Origin of the sequence: Mycobacterium rhizamassiliense (genome assembly GCF_900157375.1) — a bacterium.
Taxonomy (GTDB): Bacteria; Actinomycetota; Actinomycetes; order Mycobacteriales; family Mycobacteriaceae; genus Mycobacterium; species Mycobacterium rhizamassiliense.
Genome location: NZ_LT721901.1, coordinates 1,109,393 through 1,131,004 on the forward strand (window position 1 = coordinate 1,109,393; position 21,612 = coordinate 1,131,004).

The following is a 21,612-nucleotide window of genomic DNA, read 5'->3' on the forward strand; positions in this document are numbered from 1 at the left end:
CAACGGCGGAGACATGGCGGGACCCGTGGCCGATGTACCGCGCGCTGCGCGACCACGACCCGGTCCATCAGGAGCTGGCGTCCGAGGACACACGCGAAGGGAACTCCGCTCGCCGGTTCGTGCTGTCCCGGCATGCCGACATCTGGTCCGCCGCGGCGGACCACGAGAGGTTTTCGGCGGGAGTGGACGCCGCGGCGACTTATGGCGAGCTGGAACTTCTCGGGCTGCCGGAGGATTCGTCGCGGGCGATGCGAGATTCCGCGGCGGGGAACGAGTTTCGTAAGCTCATCGCTCGCGGCTTCACGCCCCGGCAGGTCGAGACCCTGGAACCCGTAGTCCGCGAGTTTGTGGTGCAACGCATCGAGGGCCTGCTCGCCGAGGGCGGCGGGGATATCGTCGCGGAACTCTTCACACCGTTGCCCACCATGGTCGTCGCGCACTATCTGGGTGTGCCGGAGGACGACCGGGTTCACTTCGACGGGTGGACGCGGGAAATCATCGCCGCCAACCTCGCCGAGGGCGGCCTGGCCGGCCTATCAGACACCGTCGGTCACGCATTCGCGTGGATGATGGCGTACTTCACGGAGCTGATCAGGCTGCGCCGCCGCGTGCCTGGAGACGACGTCGTCTCGCACCTGGTCGCGGTGGGGATGACCGGCGAGCACGATATCGCCGGCATGCTGTCGGTACTCGCGTTCGTGTTCGCGATGGTGGCGAGCGGCATCGACACGACGACGGGCATGCTGGGCGGCACGGTCCAGCTGTTACACCAGCGTCCCGACCAACGCCATCTGTTGGCCGAAAATCCGCAGCTGATACCGGCTTCCATCGACGAGTTCCTCCGACTGACGTCCCCGGTGCAACTCAAGGGCCGCATCGCGACGCGCGACGTCACGATCCGAGACACCACGATTCCCGAAGGCAGTCAGGTCCTGCTGCTCTACGGCTCGGCCAATCGCGACGAACGCCAATATGGCCCCACCGCCGGCGAGTTGGACGTGGAGCGGCAGCCGGCCAACATCCTGACGTTCAGCCATGGTGCCAACCGTTGCTTGGGCGCGGTCGCCGCCCGGATGCAATCCCGCGTCGCGCTGTCGGAATTGCTTGCCCACTGCCCAGATTTCGAGGTCGACGAAGCCGGGATCGTCTGGGCCGACAGCAGCCATGTGCGGCGACCGCTCTCACTCCCGTTCAGGGTCTAATCGTTCGCGGGCCGACTCCCGTAGCGGCGATGGAACTTCTCCACTTGCCCCGCGGTGTCGACGATCCGGCGTCCCCCGGTCCAGAACGGGTGCGAATCCGAGGTGACCTCGACGACGACGAGCGGATAGGTCCGCACACCTTCGGGCGTCCACCACTCGATGGAGCGCGAACTGGTGATGGTCGACCGGGTCAGAAACGCCGCGCCGGTGGTGGCGTCCTGGAACACGACCGGATGGTAGTCGGGGTGAATGGCGGGCTTCATCCTTAGCCCCCGTCCTGAAGATGTTGGGAGGCAACGTCTTCGGAGTCACCGTCGGGTTTCCAGCTGCCCGGCAACATCGGCATCCGCGGGCCGCCGCCGAATTCGTCGGATTCCAGTGTGGTCAAGCCGGCGGCCCGGGCGGCCGTCTCCCCACGGACCGCGCCCGCGAACCCGAGTGTCCCGGCGCCCCGGTCGGAAGGCCCGCCACCCCAGTCCGGGGCGACGTCAACGTTCATATCCATGTATTCGTCGCCATGGCCGCGCTGCCGCGCGCGCTGGCGTCGCCGCATGCGCGCCGCCTCACCCGCCGCTGTCACCGCGGCCGCGGCGGCGCTATCCGGTTCCGGCGCTTTCCTTTTCGCGCTTGAGCTGGCGCTGCTGCCCATGCCCGAGCCGAGACCTAGGCCCGGACCAACGAGGTACGGAGGCGCGAAACCGGGACCGGCCGCAGGCGGCGGTGCCCCTGACGGCGGAGGCGGGCCGGCCACCGTGCTCGTCGTGGGAGCGGGCGAGGGTGCCGGCGCAGAGGTCGGGGCCGCGGCCGGCGCAGCGATTGGGGTCGATCCGAGCGCCGGCAGCAATCCCGGCAAAGCAGCGGGCGGCGCGACCGGTGCGACCATCGGCGACGGAGGGGCTGCGGCCAGCCCGGCCAAACCCGCAAGGCCGCCCACCGCCCCCGCGGGCGCAGCCACCGCGGCGATCTCGGGCGACAGCAATGCCGGCAGATAGGGAAGCTCTTCGATGATGTGAAGCGGCCAGTCGAACAAGATGAGGCTGCCCAGGTACTGGAACGCGACGAGCGGATTTTGCCCCAGGTACACAAAGAACTGCTGGAAATCCTCGAACTTTTCGAGGCCGCGGACAACCCAAAATATCAGGGTGGCTGGGTTCGTGTACTGGTCGTAGGTGAATCCATTGACGGTCCCCGCAGCGGGATTCCAATTGATCCCGAAGTTATGCAGGAAGTTCGCGAGGAGCTGGTCGAAGATGTTGTTGACCGTCGGGTCATGGGCCAGCAGATTATTTCCGATACCCAGCTGGTTCAAGATGTCGCGGAGCCACTGCGGGAGCCCCAGCGGATTGTCGCCGGAGATGTCGGTGGGGGGCTGGTTGGGAGGGGTGGCCTCATCGTCGGCTTTCACGATCATCGGCGCCGCATCGGCCTGCGGCGTTGACGCCACCGCCGCGCTGGACACCGCCTGATAGGTGCTCATGGTGGTCGCGGCCTGGACCCACATCCGCGCGTAGTCGGCTTCGTTCACCGCAATCGGAATGGTGTTGATGCCAAAGAAATTGGTGGCCAGCAGGGTGCCGTGCACCACGTGGTTGGCGGCCAGCTCGGGCAGCGTCGGCATGGCGGCCAGCGCGGCGGTGTAGGCCGCGGCCGCCGTCTCTTGCTCGGCGGCCATTGCGGCGCTGTCCGCGCTCGCCTTCGTCAACCACGCCAGGTACGGCACATGGGCGGCCACGTACGACTCCGCACTCGGGCCCTCCCACGCCCCGGCCTGCACCTCGGCCAGTAACGCGCTGAGTTCCTCAGCGACCGAGGCATATTCGGCACTCAGCGTGTTCCACTCCCCCGCCGAGGCCAGCAACGAGGCCGGCCCGGGGCCGCTGCTCAGTAGCGCCGAATGAACCTCCGGCGGTGCGGCCATCCAAATCGGCGCAGTCATACGCAGAACTCCTCGGGCTGGAGGCGGACCAGACCGAAGACAGCTTAATGAATATGATTTTCATTATCAACCCGGACGCCGCCGGGTGCGGGTTAGATGTACTGACCACGGACGTTGGTGACGGCGTGGCGTGGTGACATGACGAAGACCTCCGAGTGAAGTGCGAGCTGTCTAGGAAAGCACTCACTACCGGAGGTCTTCGTGTCCCACCGTAATGCCCCATTGTCAGAAACGGGTCGGCTGCGGCTTGCTCGTTGTGTTGTCGAGGACGGTTGGCCGCTGCGCCGGGCCGCCGAACGTTTCCAGGTCGCGGTAACCACCGCGGCGCGCTGGGCAGGCCGTTATCGCGCACTTGGGGAGGCCGGCATGGCCGACCGCAGCTCTCGGCCCCATCGCAGCCCGAATCGCACACCCACTCGTAGGGAGCGGCGCATTATCAAGGTCCGCGTTACGCGGCGATGGGGGCCTGCGCGAATCGGCTACTTGCTTGGCCTTCATCCCTCGACCGTGCACCGCGTGCTGGCCCGCTACGGGTTGGCCAAACTGCGTTGGCTAGATCGCCCCACCGGCCGTGTCGTTCGCCGCATCGAGGCAACCCAATGCGGCGAAATGGTCCATGTCGATGTCAAAAAGCTCGGCAAGATCCCCGCTGGCGGCGGGTGGCGGATGCTGGGCAAAGCCGTCGGCAAGCGCAACAAACAGGCCGACAAAAGCGGCGGCATCACAACCCAATACCGCAATCCGCGGCGCGGCTATCACTTTCTGCACACCGCCATCGACGGGTACTCCCGGCTGGTCTACAGCGAACTGCTGACCGACGAGCGCAAAGAAACAGCTGCCGCGTTTTGGATCCGCGCGCAATCGTGGTTCAGCGAACGCGGCATAACAGTACGAAAAGTATTGACCGACAACGGCTCCTGCTATCGATCACACGCATTCAGCGATGCGCTGGGCACCGTTGAACATCGCCGGACCCGCCCGTATCGACCCCAGACGAACGGCAAAGTGGAGAGATTTCACCGCACACTGGCCGACGAGTGGGCCTACGCCCGGCTCTACCGCACCGATGCCGAACGCTGTGAGCAATTCACCACCTGGCTACACATCTACAATCATCACCGCGGCCACACGGCACTCAAAGGTCAACCACCCGCTAGCCGCGTACCTAACCTCTCAGGTCAGTACAGTTAGACCAGCGGCCGTCCCGTCCTGATTCGGCGATCGACGTCCCAGAGCAGCACGTTGAAGGGGAACCGCCGGACGAATCGCGGCAGCAGCCGGTTGACCGTGCGCAGGACCGCGATCAGCCGATCGAACCGCCGTTGGCTGGCCGCATCCCACGGCAACCGCATCGCATTGCGGAACTGCTGCGGCAGAAAGCCGGTGGTGATCAGCAGGTTGAAACTGTCCAGCCGATCCTGCACCCGGCGCGGCAGCTTCACCCCACGCACGCGTCCGGCGGCGATCGGAAACAGGTAGTCGCGGACCGTATCGTCGATGTGCACCTTGGCCAGCGACTCCTGCCAATACCTGTCGAAGGCCGCGCGATCGGCCGGCCACATTTCCGGCGGCACCTGCAACGTCGTGCCCAGCGCCACGCCCTCGCGGTAGTGCCGTTCGGCGTCCTCGCCATTCAGCTCGCCGACGAACATGCGATAGATGTCGACCCCGCCCTTGTACAGGCACGCCCCGACCCACAATTGCAGGTCGACATCAAATGCGTTGTACTGCACCGGACTTTCCGGGGTGGAGTAGACCTGCGCGTGCGCGCGGTTCACCGCGCGGCGGAAAGCGTCCTTTTGCGCGTCGCTGCCGGCGCTAGCCACCGCCAGGTAGGTGAACGTGGTGCGGGCCCGTTTGATCGGGTGCAGGTCCACCCGGCCGCTGTCGACGCGACTCTCCATCACGCCATAACCGACCCCGGGGCGCGCCAACTGCATGATCACGTTGGCCGGGCCGGCCAACAGCGCGATACCCATCATCCCCTCGTCGATGCCCAGCGACCGTCGCCGCCTGCCCGAGGTCGGGCGGGCTGGGTCGAGGATCGGGCGTTCGACGTGCGGGATGGGCGTACGGATCGTTTCTCGAATTGCCATCCAACGGCCTCCCGGGCACTCGATCCTAAATGTGATAACGATTGTTTCCTGATATTGCCGGGGCGTTGCTCTGGTGTCAAGATGGTGGCCATGGCCGAGAATCCGAGCGAGCGCCCGTACCGTGGCGTCGACGCGGCCAAGCGGGTGGCCGAGCGCCGCGGCCGCCTGCTGGACGCCGGCCTGGACCTATTGGGAACCGACCAGCACGACGCCTCCGCGTTGACGGTTCGCGCCGTCTGTAGCCGTGCCGGGCTGACCCCGCGCTACTTCTACGAGGGCTTCAGCGACAAGGACGAATTCGTCGGGGCCGTCTTCGACTGGGTGGTGGCGGCCCTGGCGATCACCACCCAGGCCGCGGTGGCGGCGGCTCCGCCGCACGAGCAGGCCCGCGCCGGCATGGCCAACATAGTGCGGACCATCGCCGACGATGCCCGCGTCGGGCGCCTGTTGTTCAGCACCCAACTGGCCGATGCCGTGATCGTGCGCAAGCGCGCCGAATCCGGCGCATTGTTCGCCATGCTGCTGGGCCAGCACGCCGGCGAGGCGCTGCGGATGCAGGCAAACGACCGCATGAAAGCAGGCGCGCACTTCGCCGTCGGCGGCGTCGGGCAGATGATCAGCGCCTGGCTGGCCGGCGACATCCGCCTCGAGCCCGATCAGTTGATCGATCAATTGGCGACCCTGCTGGATCAGGTTGGCCATCCAAACCTGTACGGCCTCAAGGCAACAGCGGCAGATCCCACAGCCGCATCCCGCGATCCAGCAGCCAGAAACGCTCCATCGTCAGGCGGATGAGTCGCAGCCCGCTGATGATCATGAAGGCCCCCAGGGGCACCTCGATCAGCAGAGCGGTGAGGACCGACAGCCAGAAATCCCTGGGGCCGGCGGTCATGATGTCGAACCACGCGTCGCAGATCACCAGCACCCCGGTGGTGAACGCCGCCGGAATCAACAGTTGACGACGCAGGTAGCCGAGCACCGCCGTCGCCACCATGAACGCCATCAACAGCACGTCGAAGCCCACCCAGGTGAGGGGCCAGTTGTGCACGACGTAGTTCTGCGGCAGCGTCGTCGAGAGATACCCCACCCAGGGCAACATCACCAGTGAGCCGCCGGCCGTCAGGCTCACTCGGATGCGACGCACGCGGGCCAGGAATGCCAGGTCGACGACGTCACTCAGCGGTTGCTCGAGCCGGGTGATCAATTCCCGTCGCTGCTCTGGCGTCAACGCCGCGATCTGCTCGTCGGTCAACAGCCCGTCGGTCATCGTCGCGCACCCCCGGGTAGGCATGGTTTTTCCGTTTAGCCTACGACCTGGGCGCGGGGCCTCCGGTCCGATGCGGTCTTCGGGACGGCCTGGGCGTCACCCTCGGCGAATTCCTTGACCCAGCAAGCGAATTCCAGGGTGACGCCGTCGGGATCCTGAAAATAGAACGAACGCACGTACACCCCGGGATGCACCGTCGCCGAGACCTGGAACTCGCTCTCGTCGTGATTGAGCACCGGGCCCACCCGCACGCCCTTGTCCTTGAGCCGCTGGCGGTACGCGTCGAACTTCTCGGGGGGGACATGGAAGGCCAGGTGGTTCATCGTGCTGACGGCGCTGGTGATGTCGCCGATGCCCGGGATGGCCCCCGGCGATGAGATGCCCGGCACCCGGTCGGGCGCATCGGCGAACCAGAAAAACGCGACGCAGTCGCCGTTGCCGGCGTCGAAGAAGAAGTGCTGCCCCGCCCCGCCGGGCAGATCGAGCGATTTGATCAACGGCATGCCGAGGATGTCGCGGTAAAAGTGCACGGTGCGCTCCATGTCGGAGCACACCAGCGCGACGTGGTTGATCCCGCCGAGTTCGAATTCGGTGTTGGTGTTCTGCGGCCTGATCATGTTGCGGCTCCCCTCGATACCGGAACGACGCCCTGGCCAAGATCAAAATCTGAATCTAACATCAGGTTCAGTTTGGCTCCAGGGGAGGTGTGGCACGTGTCGATCGCGGCGCAGTCCGGTGGTCGCCCCGGCCGCCCGGCCGAATTTCCGACGCACCGCGGCAGGCAGACGCAGGCCACCATCGACGCCGCAGCTCGAACGGTCGTCGCGCGCAAGGGGATCCTGGCCACCACGATCGCCGACATCGCCGTGGAAGCCGGGCGCTCGGCGGCGTCGTTCTACAACTACTACGACTCCAAGGAAGCGATGGTCCGCGAGTGGGCACTGCGCTTCCGCGACGAGGCGAACCAGCGCGCGCTCGCCGTGACCCAGCACGGCCTGTCCAATAGGGAGCGCGCACACCGATTTGCCGCCGCGCACTGGCACACGTATCGCAACCGGCTCGCCGAGGCGATCAGTGTGTCTCAGCTGGCGATGATCAACGACGACTTCGCGCAGTTCTGGGCCGAGACTTGCGAGATGGCAATCTCTTTCATCGCGGAGTCGGTCCGACGCGCGCAGGCGCAGGGCCACTGCGCCGGCGACGACCCCCGGCTGATCGCCGAGGCCATCGTGGCGATGCTCAATCACTTCTGCTACACCCAGCTCAGCGGCGCGCGTTCGGGCGAACCGGACGACGACGCGTGCATCCAGACCCTCGCCAACATCTATTACCGCGCCATCTATTCGCAGGGGGGTTGTTGATTTGCCCGGTCGTGGGGGTACCGCAGGAGTCATCCGTGAGTTCGTCGGGCTGCCGTCCCGAACGGCGGGACGCGCCGGTGCGGGCGGGCATCCATGCCAAGGTCTCTATCACCGCGGGGTGGGGCGCAAGCCGAAGGTCGCGATGATCGCCACGCACTATCAGATCGACTTCTCCGAGCACTATCTCGCCGACTACATGGCCATCCGCGGCATCGGTTTTCTGGGCTGGAACACCAGGTTCCGCGGCTTCGAGACGAACTTCCTGCTCGACCACGCACTGGTCGACATCGGCGTCGGAGTGCGCTGGCTGCGGGAGGTTCAGGGGATTGAAGCCGTTGTGCTGCTGGGTAATTCCGGTGGGGGCTCGTTGATGGCCGCCTACCAGTCGCAGGCGGTGGATCCAAACGTGGCCCCGATTGACGGGATGCGCCCGGCCGCCGGCCTGACCGAGTTGCCGCCCGCCGACGGCTACGTCGCGACCGCGGCCCACCCGGGGCGCCCAGAGGTACTCACGGCGTGGATGGACGCCGCAGTCGTCGACGAAAACGATCCGGTCGCCACCGATCCCGAGCTCGATCTGTTCACAGACGACAACGGGCCGCCGTACTCGCCGGAGTTCCTCGCCCGCTACCGCGAGGCGCAGGTCGCGCGCAACCACGCCATCACCGACTGGGTCGAGAAGGAACTCAAACGCGTTCGTGCTCACGGCTTTTCGGATCGCCCGTTCACCGTGATGCGCACCTGGGCGGACCCCCGCATGGTGGATCCGAACATCGAGCCGAGCAAGCGACCGCCCAACCAGTGCTACGCGGGCGTGCCGCTGCAGGCGAATCGCTCGGCGCATGGCATCGCCGCGGCATGCACGCTGCGCAGCTGGCTGAACATGTGGAGCCTGCGCGTCGCGCAGACCCGGGCCGAGCCGCACCTGGGCCGCATCACCTCACCCGCCCTGGTGATCAACGCCGAGGCCGACACCGGAGTCTTTCCGTCGGACGCCGAACGCATCTATGACGTCCTCGCCAGCACCGACAAATCGCAGACCTCGATCGACACCGACCACTACTTCACCACCCCGGGCGCGCGCACCGAGCAGGCCGATACCATCGCGAGGTGGATCACCAAGCGGTGGCGCTGAGAGTTCTCGCCCACTTCGTTCCCGGCCAGAAAGTTACGGATTTTCTTGCCGCCGAAGCGGATTGGCTTGACATCCGCTGGTGCGCCGAGGACGACGACACGGCGTTCTACCGCGAGTTACCCGAGGCCGAGGTGCTCTGGCACGTGCTGCGGCCGCTGTCGGCCGACGACCTGGATCGCGGGACGCGGCTGCGGCTGGTCCAAAAACTGGGCGCCGGGGTGAACACCATCGACGTGGCAACCGCGACACAGCGCGGCATCGCGGTCGCCAACATGCCGGGCGCCAACGCGCCGTCGGTGGCCGAAGGCACCGTGCTGTTGATGCTGGCCGCCCTGCGCACGCTGCCGGCCCTCGACCGCGCCACCCGCCAGGGCCGCGGCTGGCCAACGGATCCTGCGCTGGGTGAAACGGTCCGCGATCTCGGCAGTTGCACCGTCGGCCTGGTCGGCTACGGCAACATCGCCAAACGTGTCGCCGCCATCGTCGGCGCAATGGGTGCCGACGTCGTGCACACCAGCACGCGCGATGACGGGCGGCCGGGCTGGCGGCCGCTGCCCGACCTGCTGTCCGCGAGCGACATCGTTTCGCTGCACCTGCCGCTGACGGACCGGACCCATCATCTGCTCAACCGGGACGCGATCGCGCGGATGAAGCCCAGCGCGGTACTCGTCAACACCTCGCGCGGTGCGGTCGTCGACGAGGCGGCGCTCGTCGAAGCGCTGCGCGACGGGCGACTGGCCGCCGCGGGGCTCGACGTCTTCGAGGCCGAGCCGGTCGCGCCGGACAATGCGCTGCTTTCGCTGGACAACGTCGTGCTGACACCGCACGTCACCTGGTACACCGCCGACACGATGCGGCGGTATCTGACCGAGGCCGTCGCCAACTGCCGCCGACTACACGACGGGGAGCCCCTGGCCAATGTGGTCAACCAACCGACCGGTTATTAGATTGAGGGGTGCTTGGCCGAAACGAACCCCGAAAGAATGGGAAGGCGACCAGTGCCGATCGCGATAAATCCTGAGCATCGAGACCTGGCCGAATCGGTGCGGTCCCTGGTGGCGCGAGTTGCGCCGTCGGAGGTACTGCACGCGGCCATGGAGACGCCGCTCGAGAACCCGCCGCCGTACTGGCAGGCGGCCGCCGAGCAGGGCCTGCCGGGCGTGCACCTGGCGGAGTCCGTCGGCGGACAGGGCTTCGGCATCCTCGAGCTCGCCATCGTGCTGGCCGAGTTCGGCTACGGCGCGGTGCCCGGGCCGTTCGTGCCGTCGGCGATCGCCAGTGCGCTGATCGCCGCGCACGACCCGCAGGCCAAGGTGCTGGCCGAGCTGGCATCGGGCGCGGCCATCGCCACCTACGCACTGGATTCCGGGCTGACCGCCACCAGGCAGGGCGACGCGCTGGTGATCCGCGGCGAGGTCCGCGCGGTGCCCGCGGCCGCACAGGCCTCGATCTTGGTGCTCCCGGTGGCGATCGAGAGCCGCGACGAGTGGGTGGTGCTGCGCGCCGACCAGCTCGAGATCGAGCCGGTGAAGAGCCTGGACCCGTTGCGCCCGATCGCGCACGTGCGGGCCGACGCCGTCGAGGTCGGCGACGACGACGCGCTGAGCAACCTGACCATGGCCACCGCGTACGCGCTGATGTCGACACTGCTGTCCGCCGAGGCGGTCGGGGTGGCGCGCTGGGCAACCGACACGGCGTCGCAATACGCCAAGATCCGCGAACAGTTCGGCAGGCCGATCGGCCAGTTCCAGGCCATCAAGCACAAGTGCGCGGAGATGATGGCCGACACCGAACGGGCCACCGCCGCGGTGTGGGATGCCGCCCGCGCGATCGACGAAGCGAGCCAAAACGATTGGGACATCGAGGCTTCGGCGGTCGAATTCGCGGCCGCCGTGGCGGCGACGCTGGCGCCGGCGGCCGCCCAGCGGTGCACGCAGGACTGCATCCAGGTGCACGGCGGTATCGGCTTCACCTGGGAGCACGACGCAGGCGTCTACTACCGCCGCGCGCTGATGGTGGCCGCCTGCTTCGGTCGCCGCACGGAGTACCCGCAGAAGGTCGTCGACACCGCGACCACCACCGGGATGCGTCCGGTCGACATCGACCTGGATCCCGAGACGGAGAAGCTGCGCACCGAGATCCGCGACGAGGTGGCCGCGTTCAAGGCGATGGAACGCGGGGAACGCACCGTCGCCCTCGCCGAGGGCGGCTGGGTGCTGCCCTACCTGCCCGCGCCGTGGGGCCGGGCGTCCAGCCCGATCGAGCAGGTGCTCATCGCCCAGGAGTTCACCACCGGCCGGGTCAAGCGACCGCAGGTGGGCATCGCGGCGTGGATCATCCCGTCGATCGTCGCGTTCGGAACCGAGGAGCAGAAGCAACGGTTCCTGCCGCCCACGTTCCGCGGCGAGATGGTCTGGTGCCAGTTGTTCTCCGAGCCGGGCGCCGGATCGGACCTGGCGGGACTGACTACGAAGGCAACCCGGGCCGACGGCGGCTGGCGCGTCACCGGCCAGAAGATCTGGACCACCGCCGCGCAGTACTCGCAATACGGCGCGCTGCTGGCCCGGACGGATCCGTCGGCGCCGAAGCACAACGGCATCACGTACTTCCTGCTGGACATGAAGAGCGAGGGCGTGGACGTCAAGCCGCTGCGCGAGCTCACCGGCAACGCGATGTTCAACACCGTCTACATCGACGACGTGTTCGTGCCCGACGAGTGCGTGCTGGGCGAGGTGAACCGCGGCTGGGAGGTCAGCCGCAACACGCTGACGGCCGAGCGGGTCTCGATCGGCAGCAGCGACGCGAACTTCCTGGCGACGCTGCCGCAGTTTGTCGAGTTCGTCCGCGACGGACAATTCGACCAGGTCGCCCAGCAGCGGGCCGGGCAACTCATCGCCGAGGGCCACGCGGCCAAGGTGCTGAACCTGCGCTCGACGCTGCTGACGCTGGCCGGCGGCGACGCCATGCCGTCGGCGGCGATCTCCAAGCTGCTGTCGATGCGGACCGGGCAGGGCTACGCCGAGTTCGCGGTGTCGTCGTTCGGCACCGACGCGGCGATCGGCGACGGCGATCAGCCGCCGGGCATGTGGGGTGAGTACCTGCTGGCCAGCCGCGCCACCACGATCTACGGCGGCACGTCGGAGGTGCAGCTCAACATCATCGCCGAGCGACTGCTCGGCCTGCCTCGCGACCCCTAAAGCGCCCCTAAACGATCCATGCCGACCTGGCTATTGCCAGGCCGGCACGAATCCCCCGACAACGTGGGCCCGCCGACCGGTGACTCAGGCAGGAGCGAAGGTGGACCCACGCAGGCTATCTATCGGGTCACCACCAGGGGTTCCAGCCGCGGTGGCCCCAGCCGAAGCCGTGGCCCCAACCGCCGTGGCCCCAACCGCCGTGACCCCAGCCCCCGTGGCCCCAACCGCCGCCACCGCGGCCGAAGCCGCCGTGCCCCCCAGGCCGGGATATCGGCGGGTCCCTGCGGACCGAATGTTGCGAAGCTTGTTGAGGGCGCAGGCGCGGGGGCGGCGTTAGCGGCGGGCGTACCGCCGAACAGCATGGCTCCGGCGACCGCCGCGGCACCTACGGTGCCAACAGCCGCGCCGCGGATCGTTCGCAGTGACAGCATCATGAGGGGGCTCCTTCCGAGAGCTTGTTACGACACCTCCGAACGCTACGCATAAATTTCTAGGCAAACAATAGCAATTGCGCAATTTACGGCTACGAATTGATATTCACAGCTGGCGCTTAAGGAGCCGATCTGATTCAGTAATTAAGAATGGCGGATCGGCCGATAATGTACACCATTCCTATAATTGGCCAATACTGAGTTCAGTACTTCCGCAGATCGACATAATACCAGTTCAACCGCCATTTACTGACGTACTGAGATGCGATGAAGCGGAGATCAGTAGATACTGTTTTGCGGATTTATTGAAATGCATATAATGACAACCACGAGCCGTTCTGCGGCGGATTATCAAGTGGCTTTTTAAATCATCATGGCGGATCCAACCGCATCATCGAAAATGGACATAGCAAAGTTCTAGCATTTCCGCACAAATTACCTGGTGCGGCGGCCCGCGGGGTTCCCGAAGCCGACGGACGCAAACGCGCCCGCCCGGGAACACCCGCGGCTCGGCGGCACGACTTACGCTGGCGTCGGTGAGACAATCGGAAGCACGGCACGCGTAAGTACTGATCTACTGATTGGCACCCCACGGAGGGAAGGTCGCCGCAGTGAGCTTCAACCCAGGCCAGGGCGGATCCGGCGGCGGATCCTTCCGCGCCAACATGTCCGGCGCGACGCCGCCGGGAGACGCCGCCCCGACGGAGCGCCTCTCCGGTTTTCGGCAGCCCAGCGCCCAGCGCTCGTCACGACGATCCGAAGAATCCCGCTCGAGCGACCGGTCCGCCGGCGACCAGCCGGCCCGCATTCAACGGACGCGGCGCACCGTCGACCTGCCCGCTGCCACGCACCGCGCCCTCGACATCTGGCAGCGGGAAGCGGCCGATCGCCTCGGGGTGGCGCGAGTGACGGGCCAAGAGGTACTCACCGCGCTGATCGACCAGGTGCTCGCCGATCCCAAGCTCGCCGACCAGATCATCCGGGCCATTCAGGACCGGCGCTAGACCAGCGGAGTCAGTCGACCTCCATCTCGCGCAGCTCGCGCTTGAGGATCTTGCCGGTGGGGTTGCGCGGCAGTTCGTCGAGGAAGATCACCTCGCGGGGCACCTTGTAGCGGGCCAGGTGGTCGCGCACGTATCCCTTGATGGTGTCCTCGTCGACGTCGGCGCCCTCCTTCTTGACGACGAAGGCGCGCAGCCGATGGCCGTACTCCTTGTCCTCGACGCCGATCGCGGTGGCCTCCACCACGGCTTCGTGCCCGCTGATCAGGTCCTCGACCTCGGCCGGGAACACGTTCTCGCCGCCCGAGACGATCATCTCGTCGTCGCGGCCGCTGACGTAGAGCAGGCCGTCCTCGTCGAAGTAGCCGACGTCCCCGGACGACATCAGGCCGTCGATGATCTGCTTGTGGCCGCCGCCGGTGTAGCCCTCGAACGGGAAGGCGTTGCCGACGAAGATCCGCCCGACGTCGCCCTGCGGCAGCTCGTTGCCGTTGTCGTCGAGGATCTTGACCTTGACGCCCTTGACGACCGGCCCGACCGTCGACGCGTTCTTCTCCAGATCCTTCGGCCCGGCGATGGTGGCGAACGCGATCTCGGTAGACCCGTACATGTTGTAGATCACCGGACCCATGTCCTTGAGCGCACGGGTGGCCAGCTCGGCGCCCAGCTGCGACCCGGAGACGAACACGATCTTCAGGCTGGAGAGGTCGGGCTTTTCGTCCATCTTCTCGATCGCGTCGAGGATGCGCGACAGCATCACCGGCACCACCACCATCGCCGTCACCTTGTGCTTGGCGATGTCTTCGAGCACCAGCGGCGGCTTGAACTTGCGCCGCAGCACCAGCGTCGACCCGAGGAACATCGCGATGGTGCCATGCAAGTAGCCCAGCGCGTGGAACATCGGTGCGGGCAGCGAGGTGATCTCGTTGGCCTTGAATGGGACGTGCGACAGGATGCCGCCGACCGGCGCCAGCGTCGGCGGGGTGCTGCGGTTGGCCCCCTTCGGCGTGCCGGTGGTCCCGCTGGTCAGGATGATGATCGACGCATGCTTGGCGGCCTTGGGCGCGGGTTCGGAGCTGCTGCGCTCGATCAGGTCGGCCAGCGTGTCGTCCTTGCTGCCCGACGGCTTGTCGCTGTCCGGGTTGGTTCCCAGCGCGCGCAGCTTGCCTAGCTCAGGCTCAGCCTTGCCGACGGCCTCGGTGTACTCGTCGTCGTAGATGATGACCTTGGCGCCCTCGCGCTCCGACACCTCCTTGATCTGCGGGCCGGAGAACTCGCTGTTGAGCAGGATGATGCGGGCCCCGACCCGGGCGGCGCCGTAGTTGGCGATCAGGAACCAGCGGTGGTTGCGCGCCAGGATGGCGACCCCGTCGCCCGCGTGCACCCCCAGGTCGATCAGGCCGTTGGCGACCGCGTGGGAGGCCTCGTCGAGCTCCCGATAACTGAATTCGCCGTCCTCATCGATGCAGGCAGCCCGGTCGGGATGGCGTCTGGCATTGAGCGACGGCAGCATGCCGAACTCGCCCCACTTGTAGATGTCGGCGGCCATCCCGGCGACGTTCTGCGGCGGCTCGATCCGGAATGCACCCGCCTCGAAGATCTTGCGAACGTAGTGCAGTTCGGCCGAGCCGCGCTCGAGGTACTGCTGCACTTTGCTCACTGCCTCACCGGGCAGGTCAATGAAGTTAGGCATGGATTCACCCTATGTGACGTAGGTCGCAGTCGTTGCTGAAAGTTTTCCCGAATTACCATGCATACCCATGGCGGGACCGGTGTCAATCGACGTATCCGGGCACGAGGTCACCGTCACCCATCCCGACAAGGTCGTGTTCGAGCCCCACGGCGGCTCGGGTCCGCACACCAAGCTCGACCTCGTTCGCTACTACCTGTCCGTCGCCGACGGGGCGCTGCGCGGGGTGGCCGGCCGGCCGATGATTCTCAAACGCTTCGTCAAGGGCATCGCTCAGGAGGCGGTGTTCCAGAAGCGGGCGCCCGCCAACCGGCCGGACTACGTGGACGTCGCTGAATTGCATTACGCGCGTGGCACTTCCGCCGCCGAAGCCGTCATCCACGACGCCGCGGGGCTGGCCTGGGTCATCAACCTCGGTTGCGTGGACCTCAACCCGCATCCGGTGCTGGCCGGCGACCTCGATCACCCCGACGAACTGCGCGTCGACCTGGACCCGATGCCCGGGGTCAGTTGGCAGCGGATCGTCGACGTCGCGCTGGTGGCCCGCGAGGTGCTGGAGGACTACGGCCTGGTCGCGTGGCCGAAGACGTCGGGCTCGCGCGGCTTTCACGTCTACGCGCGGATCACCCCGCGCTGGGAGTTCCGCCAGGTGCGGCTCGCCGCGCAGACCGTTGCCCGCGAGATCGAGCGCCGGGCTCCCGAGGCGGCGACCAGCCGCTGGTGGAAGGAAGAGCGCGAGGGCGTGTTCGTGGACTTCAACCAGAACGCCAAGGACCGCACGGTCGCGTCGGCCTACTCGGTGCGGGCCACTCCGGACGCCCGGGTGTCGACGCCGCTGCACTGGGACGAGGTCGCCGGCTGCCGGCCGGAGGCATTCACGATCGCGACCGTGCCCGGCCGGTTCGCCGAAGTCGGCGACCCGTGGGCCGGCATGGACGACGCGCCCGGCGAGCTCGACCGGCTGCTCGCGCTCGCCGAAGAACTCGGCCCGCCGGAGCGCGCGCCGAAAGGCTCCGGGAAACAATCCGACGGCAGGCGCCAGTCGTCGAAGCCGTTGATCGAGATCGCCCGCACCAAGACCAAGGACGAGGCGATGGCCGCGCTGGACACCTGGCGGGCCCGCTACCCCGCGGTGGCCGACAAGCTGCAGCCGGCCGACATACTGGTCGACGGCATGCGCGGGCCGAGCTCGATCTGGTACCGGATCCGGATCAACCTGCAGCACGTTCCGGCCGCCGAGCGGCCGCCGCAGGACGACCTGATCGCCGATTACAGCCCGTGGCAAGGTCATTGAGCCGGACGCCGGGTCTGGCCGGGCGGACAAACCGCGCGGCGATGCAGGTGGGGCGTCCGGACGCGATACTCTCACGCGATGCGACAGGCATGGAATCGGCGGGGCTTCCTACAGCTCGCCGGGGCTGCGGCGGCCGCCGCGGGCGCCGGAGCGACGGGACTCGTATCGGCATGCTCGTCGCCGAAGCCGGCGCAGAACACCGCGGGCGGCGGCGGCGTGACCGTCAACCACCTGTTCGGGCAGACCGTCGTCAAGGATCCACCCAAGCGGGTGGTCAGCGCCGGGTTCACCGAGCAAGACGATCTGCTTGCGGTCGGCGTGGTGCCGATCGCGGTGACAAATTGGTTCGGTGACCAACCGTCCGCGGTGTGGCCGTGGGCCCAGCCCAAGCTCGGCGGCGCGAAACCGACGGTGCTGAACCTGGACAACGGGATCCCCGTCGACCAGATCGCCGGCCTGAAACCGGATCTGATCGTGGCCGTCAATGCGGGCCTCGACTCCGACACCTATCAGAAGCTGTCCACGATCGCCCCGACGATCGCCCAGGCCGACGGCGACGCGTTCTTCGAGCCGTGGAAGGTGCAGGCCACCACGATCGGCCAGGCGGTGTTCCAGGCCGACCAGATGAAGTCGTTGATCGACGCCGTCGGCAAGCAGTTCGCCGACGTCGCCCAGAAGAATCCGCAGTGGCGGGGCAAGAAGGCACTGCTGATGCAGGGCAAGCTCTGGCACGGCACGGTGGTGGCCACCCTCGCGGGGTGGCGAACCGACTTCCTCAATCAGATGGGTCTGGTCATCGCCGACAGCATCAAGGGATTCGGCAGCGACGATCACCGCGCCGTCATCCCGCGCGATCAGATCAAGACGGTGCTCGACTCCGCCGACGTGGTGATCTGGACGACCGAGAGTCCGGACGACCAGAAGGCCCTGCTGGCCGATCCCGAGATCGCCGCGTCCGGGGCGACCGCACAGAACCATCACGTCTTCACCACCAAGGACCAGGCCGGGGCGATCGCCTTCTCGTCGGCGCTCAGCTACCCGTTCGTCGCCGACCAACTGCCGCCGCTAATCGGCAAAGTCCTGGGCTAGAACCCGCTGCGACCCTGCGTGTTTGAGCGTTTGCTAAGGCAGCTCTGGCAGTGTTCGAAATTCCGGCGCCAGCCCCTCCCGCCTGCGCCGATCCCAAGTTACTGTCGAGTAATGAGCGTGACGGATGTGCCTGAGGCCCTAGCCCCGGAGCTGGTCGGCAACGTCGTTCTGGACTACGGCGATCAGGCCCTGTTGGTGCAATGTGGCAGTACCGCCGAGGTACTGGGGTGGGCGACCGAGCTGCGCGCCGCGGGGTTGCCCGGCGTACTCGACGTCGTTCCGGCCGCCCGCACGGTGCTGGTGAAGCTCGCCGGCCCGCGATACCAGGGAGTCGTCCGGCAGCGGCTGCGCAAGATGCGCGTCAATCCCGATCCCTTCATAGGGCGGGTCTCCGCGGAGCGCCGCGCCGACGTGGTGATCGACGTCGTCTACGACGGCCCCGACCTCGCCGAGGTCGCCAACCACACCGGACTGACCACTGCGCAAGTCGTGCACGCCCACACCTCCACCCTGTGGCGCGTCGGATTCAGTGGATTCGCACCGGGTTTCGCGTACCTCGTCGACGGCGATCCCCGGCTGCGGGTGCCGCGCCGCGCCGAGCCGCGGACCTCGGTGCCGGCCGGGTCGGTCGCGCTGGCGGGCGAATTCAGCGCCGTGTACCCGCGCCAATCCCCCGGCGGCTGGCAGCTCATCGGCCACACCGATGCGGCGCTATGGGACCTCGACCGACCCAACCCCGCGCTACTGACGCGGGGCACGTGGGTCCAGTTCCGCGCCGCGTAACGCAAGGAGGACGCCATGATCACCCTGGAAATCCTGCGCACCGGACCGCTCGCCGTCATCCAGGACCTCGGCCGGATCGGACAGTCCGACCTCGGCGTCGGGCGGTCCGGCGCCGCCGACCGGGGTTCGCACAAGCTGGCCAACCGGCTGGTCGCCAATCCCGACGACCGCGCCACCGTTGAGGTGACGTTCGGCGGGTTCTGCGCGCGCGTGCGCGGCGGCGACGTCGACATCGCGGTGACCGGGGCCGACACCGACCCGACGGTCAACGGAATCAAGTTCGGCACCAACAGCATTCATCACGTCCACGACGGCGAGGTGATCTCGCTCGGCACTCCCCGGGCCGGGCTGCGGACCTACCTGGCGGTGCGCGGCGGCATCTGCGTGGAACCGGTGCTGGGCTCGCGCAGCTACGACGTGATGTCCGCGATCGGCCCGTCGCCGCTGCACGCCGGCGACCAACTGCCCATCGGCGAGCACACCACCGACTACCCCGAGATCGACCAAGCGCCGGTGGCCTCGATCACGAGCGACGTGGTCGAGCTGTCGGTGGTGCCGGGGCCGCGCGACGACTGGTTCGTCGATCCCGACCTTCTGGTGCACACCGACTGGGTGGCATCGGATCGCAGCGACCGGGTCGGGATGCGGCTGACGGGCCGCCCGCTGCAGTACTGCTTCCCGGACCGGCAGCTGCCCAGCGAGGGTGCCACCCGCGGCGCAATTCAGGTGCCGCCCAACGGGTTACCCGTCATCCTTGGGCCCGACCACCCCGTCACGGGCGGGTACCCGGTGGTCGGCGTGGTGATCGACGAGGACATGGACAAGGTCGCCCAGGTGCGGGCCGGCCAGCGGGTGCGGCTGCACTGGGCGCGGCCCCGGGCGGCCGTGGGAGCAGCGACGGCCTCCAGCCCTGCGGGCGGGCCGTTCTCCTAGTGCCGCGCCGGCCCAGGCTGGTAGACAGGGATAGTGACCACCCAGGTACACACCGCCCGCCTGGTCCACACCGCCGATCTCGACAGCACCACTCTGCGGCACGTTCACGAGATGGTCAGCGACGCGTTCGCCGGCGGCTTCAGCGACCACGACTGGGACCACGCGCTGGGCGGCATGCACGCCCTGGTCTGGCGGCACGGCGCGATCATCGCCCATGCCGCCGTGGTTCAACGGCGGCTGCTCTACGGGGACACGGCCCTGCGTTGCGGTTACGTCGAGGGTGTCGCGGTCCGGGAGGATTGCCGGGGTCAGGGGCTGGTGCACGCCCTGCTCGACGGTGTCGAGCAGGTGATGCGGGGCGCCTACCAGATCGGGGCGCTCAGCTCGTCCGCCCGCGCCCGCGGGCTGTACGCCCGGCGCGGCTGGCTGCCCTGGATCGGCCCGACGTGGGTGCTGGCGCCGCACGGCCCGACGCGCACACCGGACGACGACGGAACGATTTTCGTGCTGCCGGTCCTGGTCGACGTGGACACCTCCGCGGCACTGACGTGCGATTGGCGAGCGGGCGACGTGTGGTAATCCGAAAGATGCTGTTTTCCAACATCTTTCACTGCCTGTGGGGCATCCCCGCCGCGCGCTGACCCGCTACGTCGGCGACCAAGTGTGGCGCGCGTCACTCGAAATACCCACCCTCACAGCATCAGTCGTGATGTGGTGAGCTGAAATTCACGCCCGGGTCACTGCCCGCAGCGCCCGGGCAACAAACAATTTCTAACGTGATCGCCATGGGAATCTCGCTGGGCCGTTCGCACGTCCTTTCGGACTGGGACCCCGAAGACACCGTGGCATGGGAAAACGGCAACAACAAGATCGCCCGCCGCAACCTGATCTGGTCGGTGGCCGCCGAGCACATCGGCTTCTCCGTGTGGTCGATCTGGTCGGTGATGGTGCTGTTCATGCCCGCATCCGTGTACCACTTCTCCGCGGGCGACAAATTCCTGCTCGGAGCCACCGCGACGCTGGTCGGCGCCTGCCTGCGGTTCCCCTACCCGTTCGCCACAGCGAAGTTCGGCGGCCGCAACTGGACGGTGTTCTCCGCCTTCGTCCTACTCATCCCGACGGTCGGCACCATGGTGCTGCTGGCCCACCCCGGCCTGCCGCTGTGGCCGTATCTGATCTGCGCGGCGCTGTCCGGCCTGGGCGGCGGCAACTTCGCGTCCTCGATGACGAACATCAACGCGTTCTATCCGCAACGGCTGAAGGGCTGGGCGCTGGCGGTCAACGCGGGCGGCGGCAACCTCGGAGTTCCGGTGGTGCAGCTGGTCGGCCTGCTCGTCATCGCGACCGCCGGCAACCGCCAGCCATACTGGGTGTGCGCGATTTACCTTGTCCTGCTTGCCTTTGCGGGTATCGGCGCGGCCCTGCACATGGACAACCTGCAGCACTACCGCATCGAGATGAACACCATGCGCGCGGTGCTGGCCGAGCCGCACACCTGGGTGATCTCGCTGCTCTACATCGGCACCTTCGGCTCGTTCATCGGCTTCTCGTTCGCGTTCGGCCAGGTGCTGCAGATGAACTTCGTGGCGGGCGGCCAGGATGCGGCGCAGGCCTCGCTGCACGCCGCCCAAATCGCCTTCCTGGGGCCACTATTGGGATCCATCTCCCGCGTCTACGGCGGCAGGCTCGCCGACCGCATCGGCGGCGGCCGCGTCACCCTGACCGTGTTCTGCTCGATGATCCTGGCTGCCGGGATACTCATCAGCGCAAGCACTTTGGGCGGCCACGGCGGCCACACCCCGGCCGCGTCGATGGCCGGTTATGTGATCGGCTTCGTCGCACTGTTCGTGTTGTCCGGCGTGGGGAACGGCTCGGTGTACAAGATGATTCCGACGATCTTCGAGGCCCGCAGCCACCGGCTACAGGTCGGCGAGACCGAGCGCAGGCAGTGGTCCCGGTCCATGTCCGGAGCACTGATCGGCTTCGCCGGCGCGGTCGGCGCGCTCGGCGGCGTCGGCGTGAATCTGGCTCTGCGGCAGTCCTATCTGCACAACGGCTCGGCGACGGCGGCGTTCTGGGCGTTCGCGGTGGTCTACGTGGCCGCCTCGGCCCTGACGTGGGCGATATACGTGCGCCGCCCGCTGGAGGTCGCCACCCCCGCCGCGGCGGGGGTGGCGCTGGCCCGGGCGTAGCGCCG

At 67.4% G+C, this 21,612-nt stretch carries 20 protein-coding genes; 14 read left to right on the top strand and 6 right to left on the bottom strand.

Annotated elements, in window-relative coordinates:
* Positions 1–32 precede the first annotated feature (32 nt).
* Positions 33–1,202 (top strand): cytochrome P450, encoded by a 1,170-nt coding sequence (locus MRAB57_RS05530; RefSeq protein WP_083743308.1) that lies wholly within the window; start codon positions 33–35, stop codon positions 1,200–1,202.
* On the opposite strand, the gene MRAB57_RS05535 is transcribed toward MRAB57_RS05530, so the two are convergent.
* On the bottom strand, positions 1,199–1,465 hold the full coding sequence (locus tag MRAB57_RS05535; protein WP_077086672.1) for a type B 50S ribosomal protein L31: 267 nt from the start codon (positions 1,463–1,465) through the stop codon (positions 1,199–1,201). The two genes, MRAB57_RS05530 and MRAB57_RS05535, sit on opposite strands and share 4 nt — an antisense overlap.
* 2 nt (positions 1,466–1,467) lie before the next feature.
* Positions 1,468–3,138 carry a PPE family protein gene (locus tag MRAB57_RS05540; RefSeq protein WP_077086673.1) on the bottom strand — a complete coding sequence of 557 codons (1,671 nt, stop codon included), beginning with the start codon at positions 3,136–3,138 and terminating at the stop codon, positions 1,468–1,470.
* Positions 3,139–3,339: 201 nt separating this feature from the next.
* Here MRAB57_RS05540 and MRAB57_RS05545 point away from each other — a divergent pair, with 201 nt between their 5' ends.
* Entirely contained in the window at positions 3,340–4,329 is a 990-nt protein-coding gene (locus MRAB57_RS05545; RefSeq protein ID WP_077086674.1) for an IS481 family transposase, read from the top strand.
* On the opposite strand, the gene MRAB57_RS05550 is transcribed toward MRAB57_RS05545, so the two are convergent.
* Complete coding sequence (locus tag MRAB57_RS05550) at positions 4,326–5,234, bottom strand: oxygenase MpaB family protein (RefSeq protein ID WP_077086675.1); 909 nt, start codon at positions 5,232–5,234, stop codon at positions 4,326–4,328. The two genes, MRAB57_RS05545 and MRAB57_RS05550, sit on opposite strands and share 4 nt — an antisense overlap.
* Before the next feature lie 81 nt (positions 5,235–5,315).
* Between MRAB57_RS05550 and MRAB57_RS05555 the strand changes: the two genes are divergently transcribed.
* Complete coding sequence (locus MRAB57_RS05555; RefSeq protein ID WP_077086676.1) at positions 5,316–6,029, top strand: TetR/AcrR family transcriptional regulator; 714 nt, start codon at positions 5,316–5,318, stop codon at positions 6,027–6,029.
* Here MRAB57_RS05555 and MRAB57_RS05560 read toward each other — a convergent pair.
* Both MRAB57_RS05560 and MRAB57_RS05565 read right to left on the bottom strand, forming a co-directional pair.
* Positions 5,953–6,501, bottom strand: coding sequence for a hypothetical protein (locus tag MRAB57_RS05560; protein ID WP_077086677.1), 549 nt, complete (start codon positions 6,499–6,501; stop codon positions 5,953–5,955). The genes MRAB57_RS05555 and MRAB57_RS05560 overlap by 77 nt on opposite strands.
* 35 nt (positions 6,502–6,536) lie before the next feature.
* Positions 6,537–7,118, bottom strand: a complete 582-nt coding sequence (locus tag MRAB57_RS05565; protein WP_077086678.1) for a VOC family protein — start codon at positions 7,116–7,118, stop codon at positions 6,537–6,539.
* 102 nt (positions 7,119–7,220) lie between these two features.
* On the opposite strand from MRAB57_RS05565, the gene MRAB57_RS05570 reads away from it, so the two are divergent.
* From MRAB57_RS05570 to MRAB57_RS05595, 5 genes are all read left to right on the top strand, one after another.
* Complete coding sequence (locus MRAB57_RS05570) at positions 7,221–7,862, top strand: TetR/AcrR family transcriptional regulator (protein WP_108638055.1); 642 nt, start codon at positions 7,221–7,223, stop codon at positions 7,860–7,862.
* Position 7,863: 1 nt separating this feature from the next.
* Positions 7,864–8,997 carry an alpha/beta hydrolase gene (locus MRAB57_RS05575; RefSeq protein WP_077086679.1) on the top strand — a complete coding sequence of 378 codons (1,134 nt, stop codon included), beginning with the start codon at positions 7,864–7,866 and terminating at the stop codon, positions 8,995–8,997.
* Positions 8,973–9,944 carry a 2-hydroxyacid dehydrogenase gene (locus MRAB57_RS05580; protein ID WP_245835846.1) on the top strand — a complete coding sequence of 324 codons (972 nt, stop codon included), beginning with the start codon at positions 8,973–8,975 and terminating at the stop codon, positions 9,942–9,944. Before MRAB57_RS05575 ends, MRAB57_RS05580 begins: the two co-directional genes overlap by 25 nt.
* Before the next feature lie 51 nt (positions 9,945–9,995).
* Positions 9,996–12,194, top strand: coding sequence for an acyl-CoA dehydrogenase family protein (locus MRAB57_RS05585; RefSeq protein WP_077086680.1), 2,199 nt, complete (start codon positions 9,996–9,998; stop codon positions 12,192–12,194).
* A gap of 1,042 nt (positions 12,195–13,236) precedes the next feature.
* A complete protein-coding gene (locus MRAB57_RS05595; protein WP_077086682.1) occupies positions 13,237–13,629 on the top strand; it encodes an ATPase in 393 nt (130 codons plus the stop codon).
* A 10-nt stretch (positions 13,630–13,639) separates the two neighbouring features.
* Here MRAB57_RS05595 and fadD2 read toward each other — a convergent pair whose 3' ends face one another.
* Entirely contained in the window at positions 13,640–15,319 is a 1,680-nt protein-coding gene (gene fadD2 / locus MRAB57_RS05600) for a long-chain-fatty-acid--CoA ligase FadD2 (protein WP_077086683.1), read from the bottom strand.
* Between the two features lie 67 nt (positions 15,320–15,386).
* Between fadD2 and MRAB57_RS05605 the strand changes: the two genes are divergently transcribed.
* The 6 genes from MRAB57_RS05605 (at position 15,387) to MRAB57_RS05630 (ending at position 21,607) form a co-directional block, all read left to right on the top strand.
* Positions 15,387–16,610, top strand: a complete 1,224-nt coding sequence (locus tag MRAB57_RS05605) for a DNA polymerase domain-containing protein (RefSeq protein WP_077086684.1) — start codon at positions 15,387–15,389, stop codon at positions 16,608–16,610.
* A 78-nt stretch (positions 16,611–16,688) separates the two neighbouring features.
* Positions 16,689–17,699 (top strand): ABC transporter substrate-binding protein, encoded by a 1,011-nt coding sequence (locus MRAB57_RS05610; protein WP_077086685.1) that lies wholly within the window; start codon positions 16,689–16,691, stop codon positions 17,697–17,699.
* A 111-nt stretch (positions 17,700–17,810) separates the two neighbouring features.
* Positions 17,811–18,482 (top strand): 5-oxoprolinase subunit B family protein, encoded by a 672-nt coding sequence (locus MRAB57_RS05615; RefSeq protein WP_077086686.1) that lies wholly within the window; start codon positions 17,811–17,813, stop codon positions 18,480–18,482.
* Positions 18,483–18,497: 15 nt separating this feature from the next.
* Positions 18,498–19,415, top strand: a complete 918-nt coding sequence (locus MRAB57_RS05620; RefSeq protein WP_077086687.1) for a 5-oxoprolinase/urea amidolyase family protein — start codon at positions 18,498–18,500, stop codon at positions 19,413–19,415.
* A 33-nt stretch (positions 19,416–19,448) separates the two neighbouring features.
* Positions 19,449–19,994, top strand: a complete 546-nt coding sequence (locus tag MRAB57_RS05625; protein ID WP_077086688.1) for a GNAT family N-acetyltransferase — start codon at positions 19,449–19,451, stop codon at positions 19,992–19,994.
* A gap of 218 nt (positions 19,995–20,212) precedes the next feature.
* Positions 20,213–21,607, top strand: a complete 1,395-nt coding sequence (locus MRAB57_RS05630) for a nitrate/nitrite transporter (RefSeq protein WP_108638058.1) — start codon at positions 20,213–20,215, stop codon at positions 21,605–21,607.
* The last annotated feature ends 5 nt before the right edge of the window (positions 21,608–21,612 follow it).

What these genes read in the sequence shown, in the direction of transcription:
- MRAB57_RS05610 (WP_077086685.1), top strand. Translation starts at nt 16,689, where the DNA reads ATGCGACAGGCATGGAATCGGCGGGGCTTCCTACAGCTCGCCGGGGCT.
- MRAB57_RS05620 (WP_077086687.1), top strand. Translation starts at nt 18,498, where the DNA reads ATGATCACCCTGGAAATCCTGCGCACCGGACCGCTCGCCGTCATCCAG.
- MRAB57_RS05560 (WP_077086677.1), bottom strand. Translation starts at nt 6,501, where the DNA reads ATGACCGACGGGCTGTTGACCGACGAGCAGATCGCGGCGTTGACGCCA.
- MRAB57_RS05615 (WP_077086686.1), top strand. Translation starts at nt 17,811, where the DNA reads ATGAGCGTGACGGATGTGCCTGAGGCCCTAGCCCCGGAGCTGGTCGGC.
- fadD2 (WP_077086683.1), bottom strand. Translation starts at nt 15,319, where the DNA reads ATGCCTAACTTCATTGACCTGCCCGGTGAGGCAGTGAGCAAAGTGCAG.
- MRAB57_RS05550 (WP_077086675.1), bottom strand. Translation starts at nt 5,234, where the DNA reads ATGGCAATTCGAGAAACGATCCGTACGCCCATCCCGCACGTCGAACGC.
- MRAB57_RS05535 (WP_077086672.1), bottom strand. Translation starts at nt 1,465, where the DNA reads ATGAAGCCCGCCATTCACCCCGACTACCATCCGGTCGTGTTCCAGGAC.
- MRAB57_RS05555 (WP_077086676.1), top strand. Translation starts at nt 5,316, where the DNA reads ATGGTGGCCATGGCCGAGAATCCGAGCGAGCGCCCGTACCGTGGCGTC.
- MRAB57_RS05530 (WP_083743308.1), top strand. Translation starts at nt 33, where the DNA reads ATGTACCGCGCGCTGCGCGACCACGACCCGGTCCATCAGGAGCTGGCG.
- MRAB57_RS05540 (WP_077086673.1), bottom strand. Translation starts at nt 3,138, where the DNA reads ATGACTGCGCCGATTTGGATGGCCGCACCGCCGGAGGTTCATTCGGCG.
- MRAB57_RS05605 (WP_077086684.1), top strand. Translation starts at nt 15,387, where the DNA reads ATGGCGGGACCGGTGTCAATCGACGTATCCGGGCACGAGGTCACCGTC.
- MRAB57_RS05565 (WP_077086678.1), bottom strand. Translation starts at nt 7,118, where the DNA reads ATGATCAGGCCGCAGAACACCAACACCGAATTCGAACTCGGCGGGATC.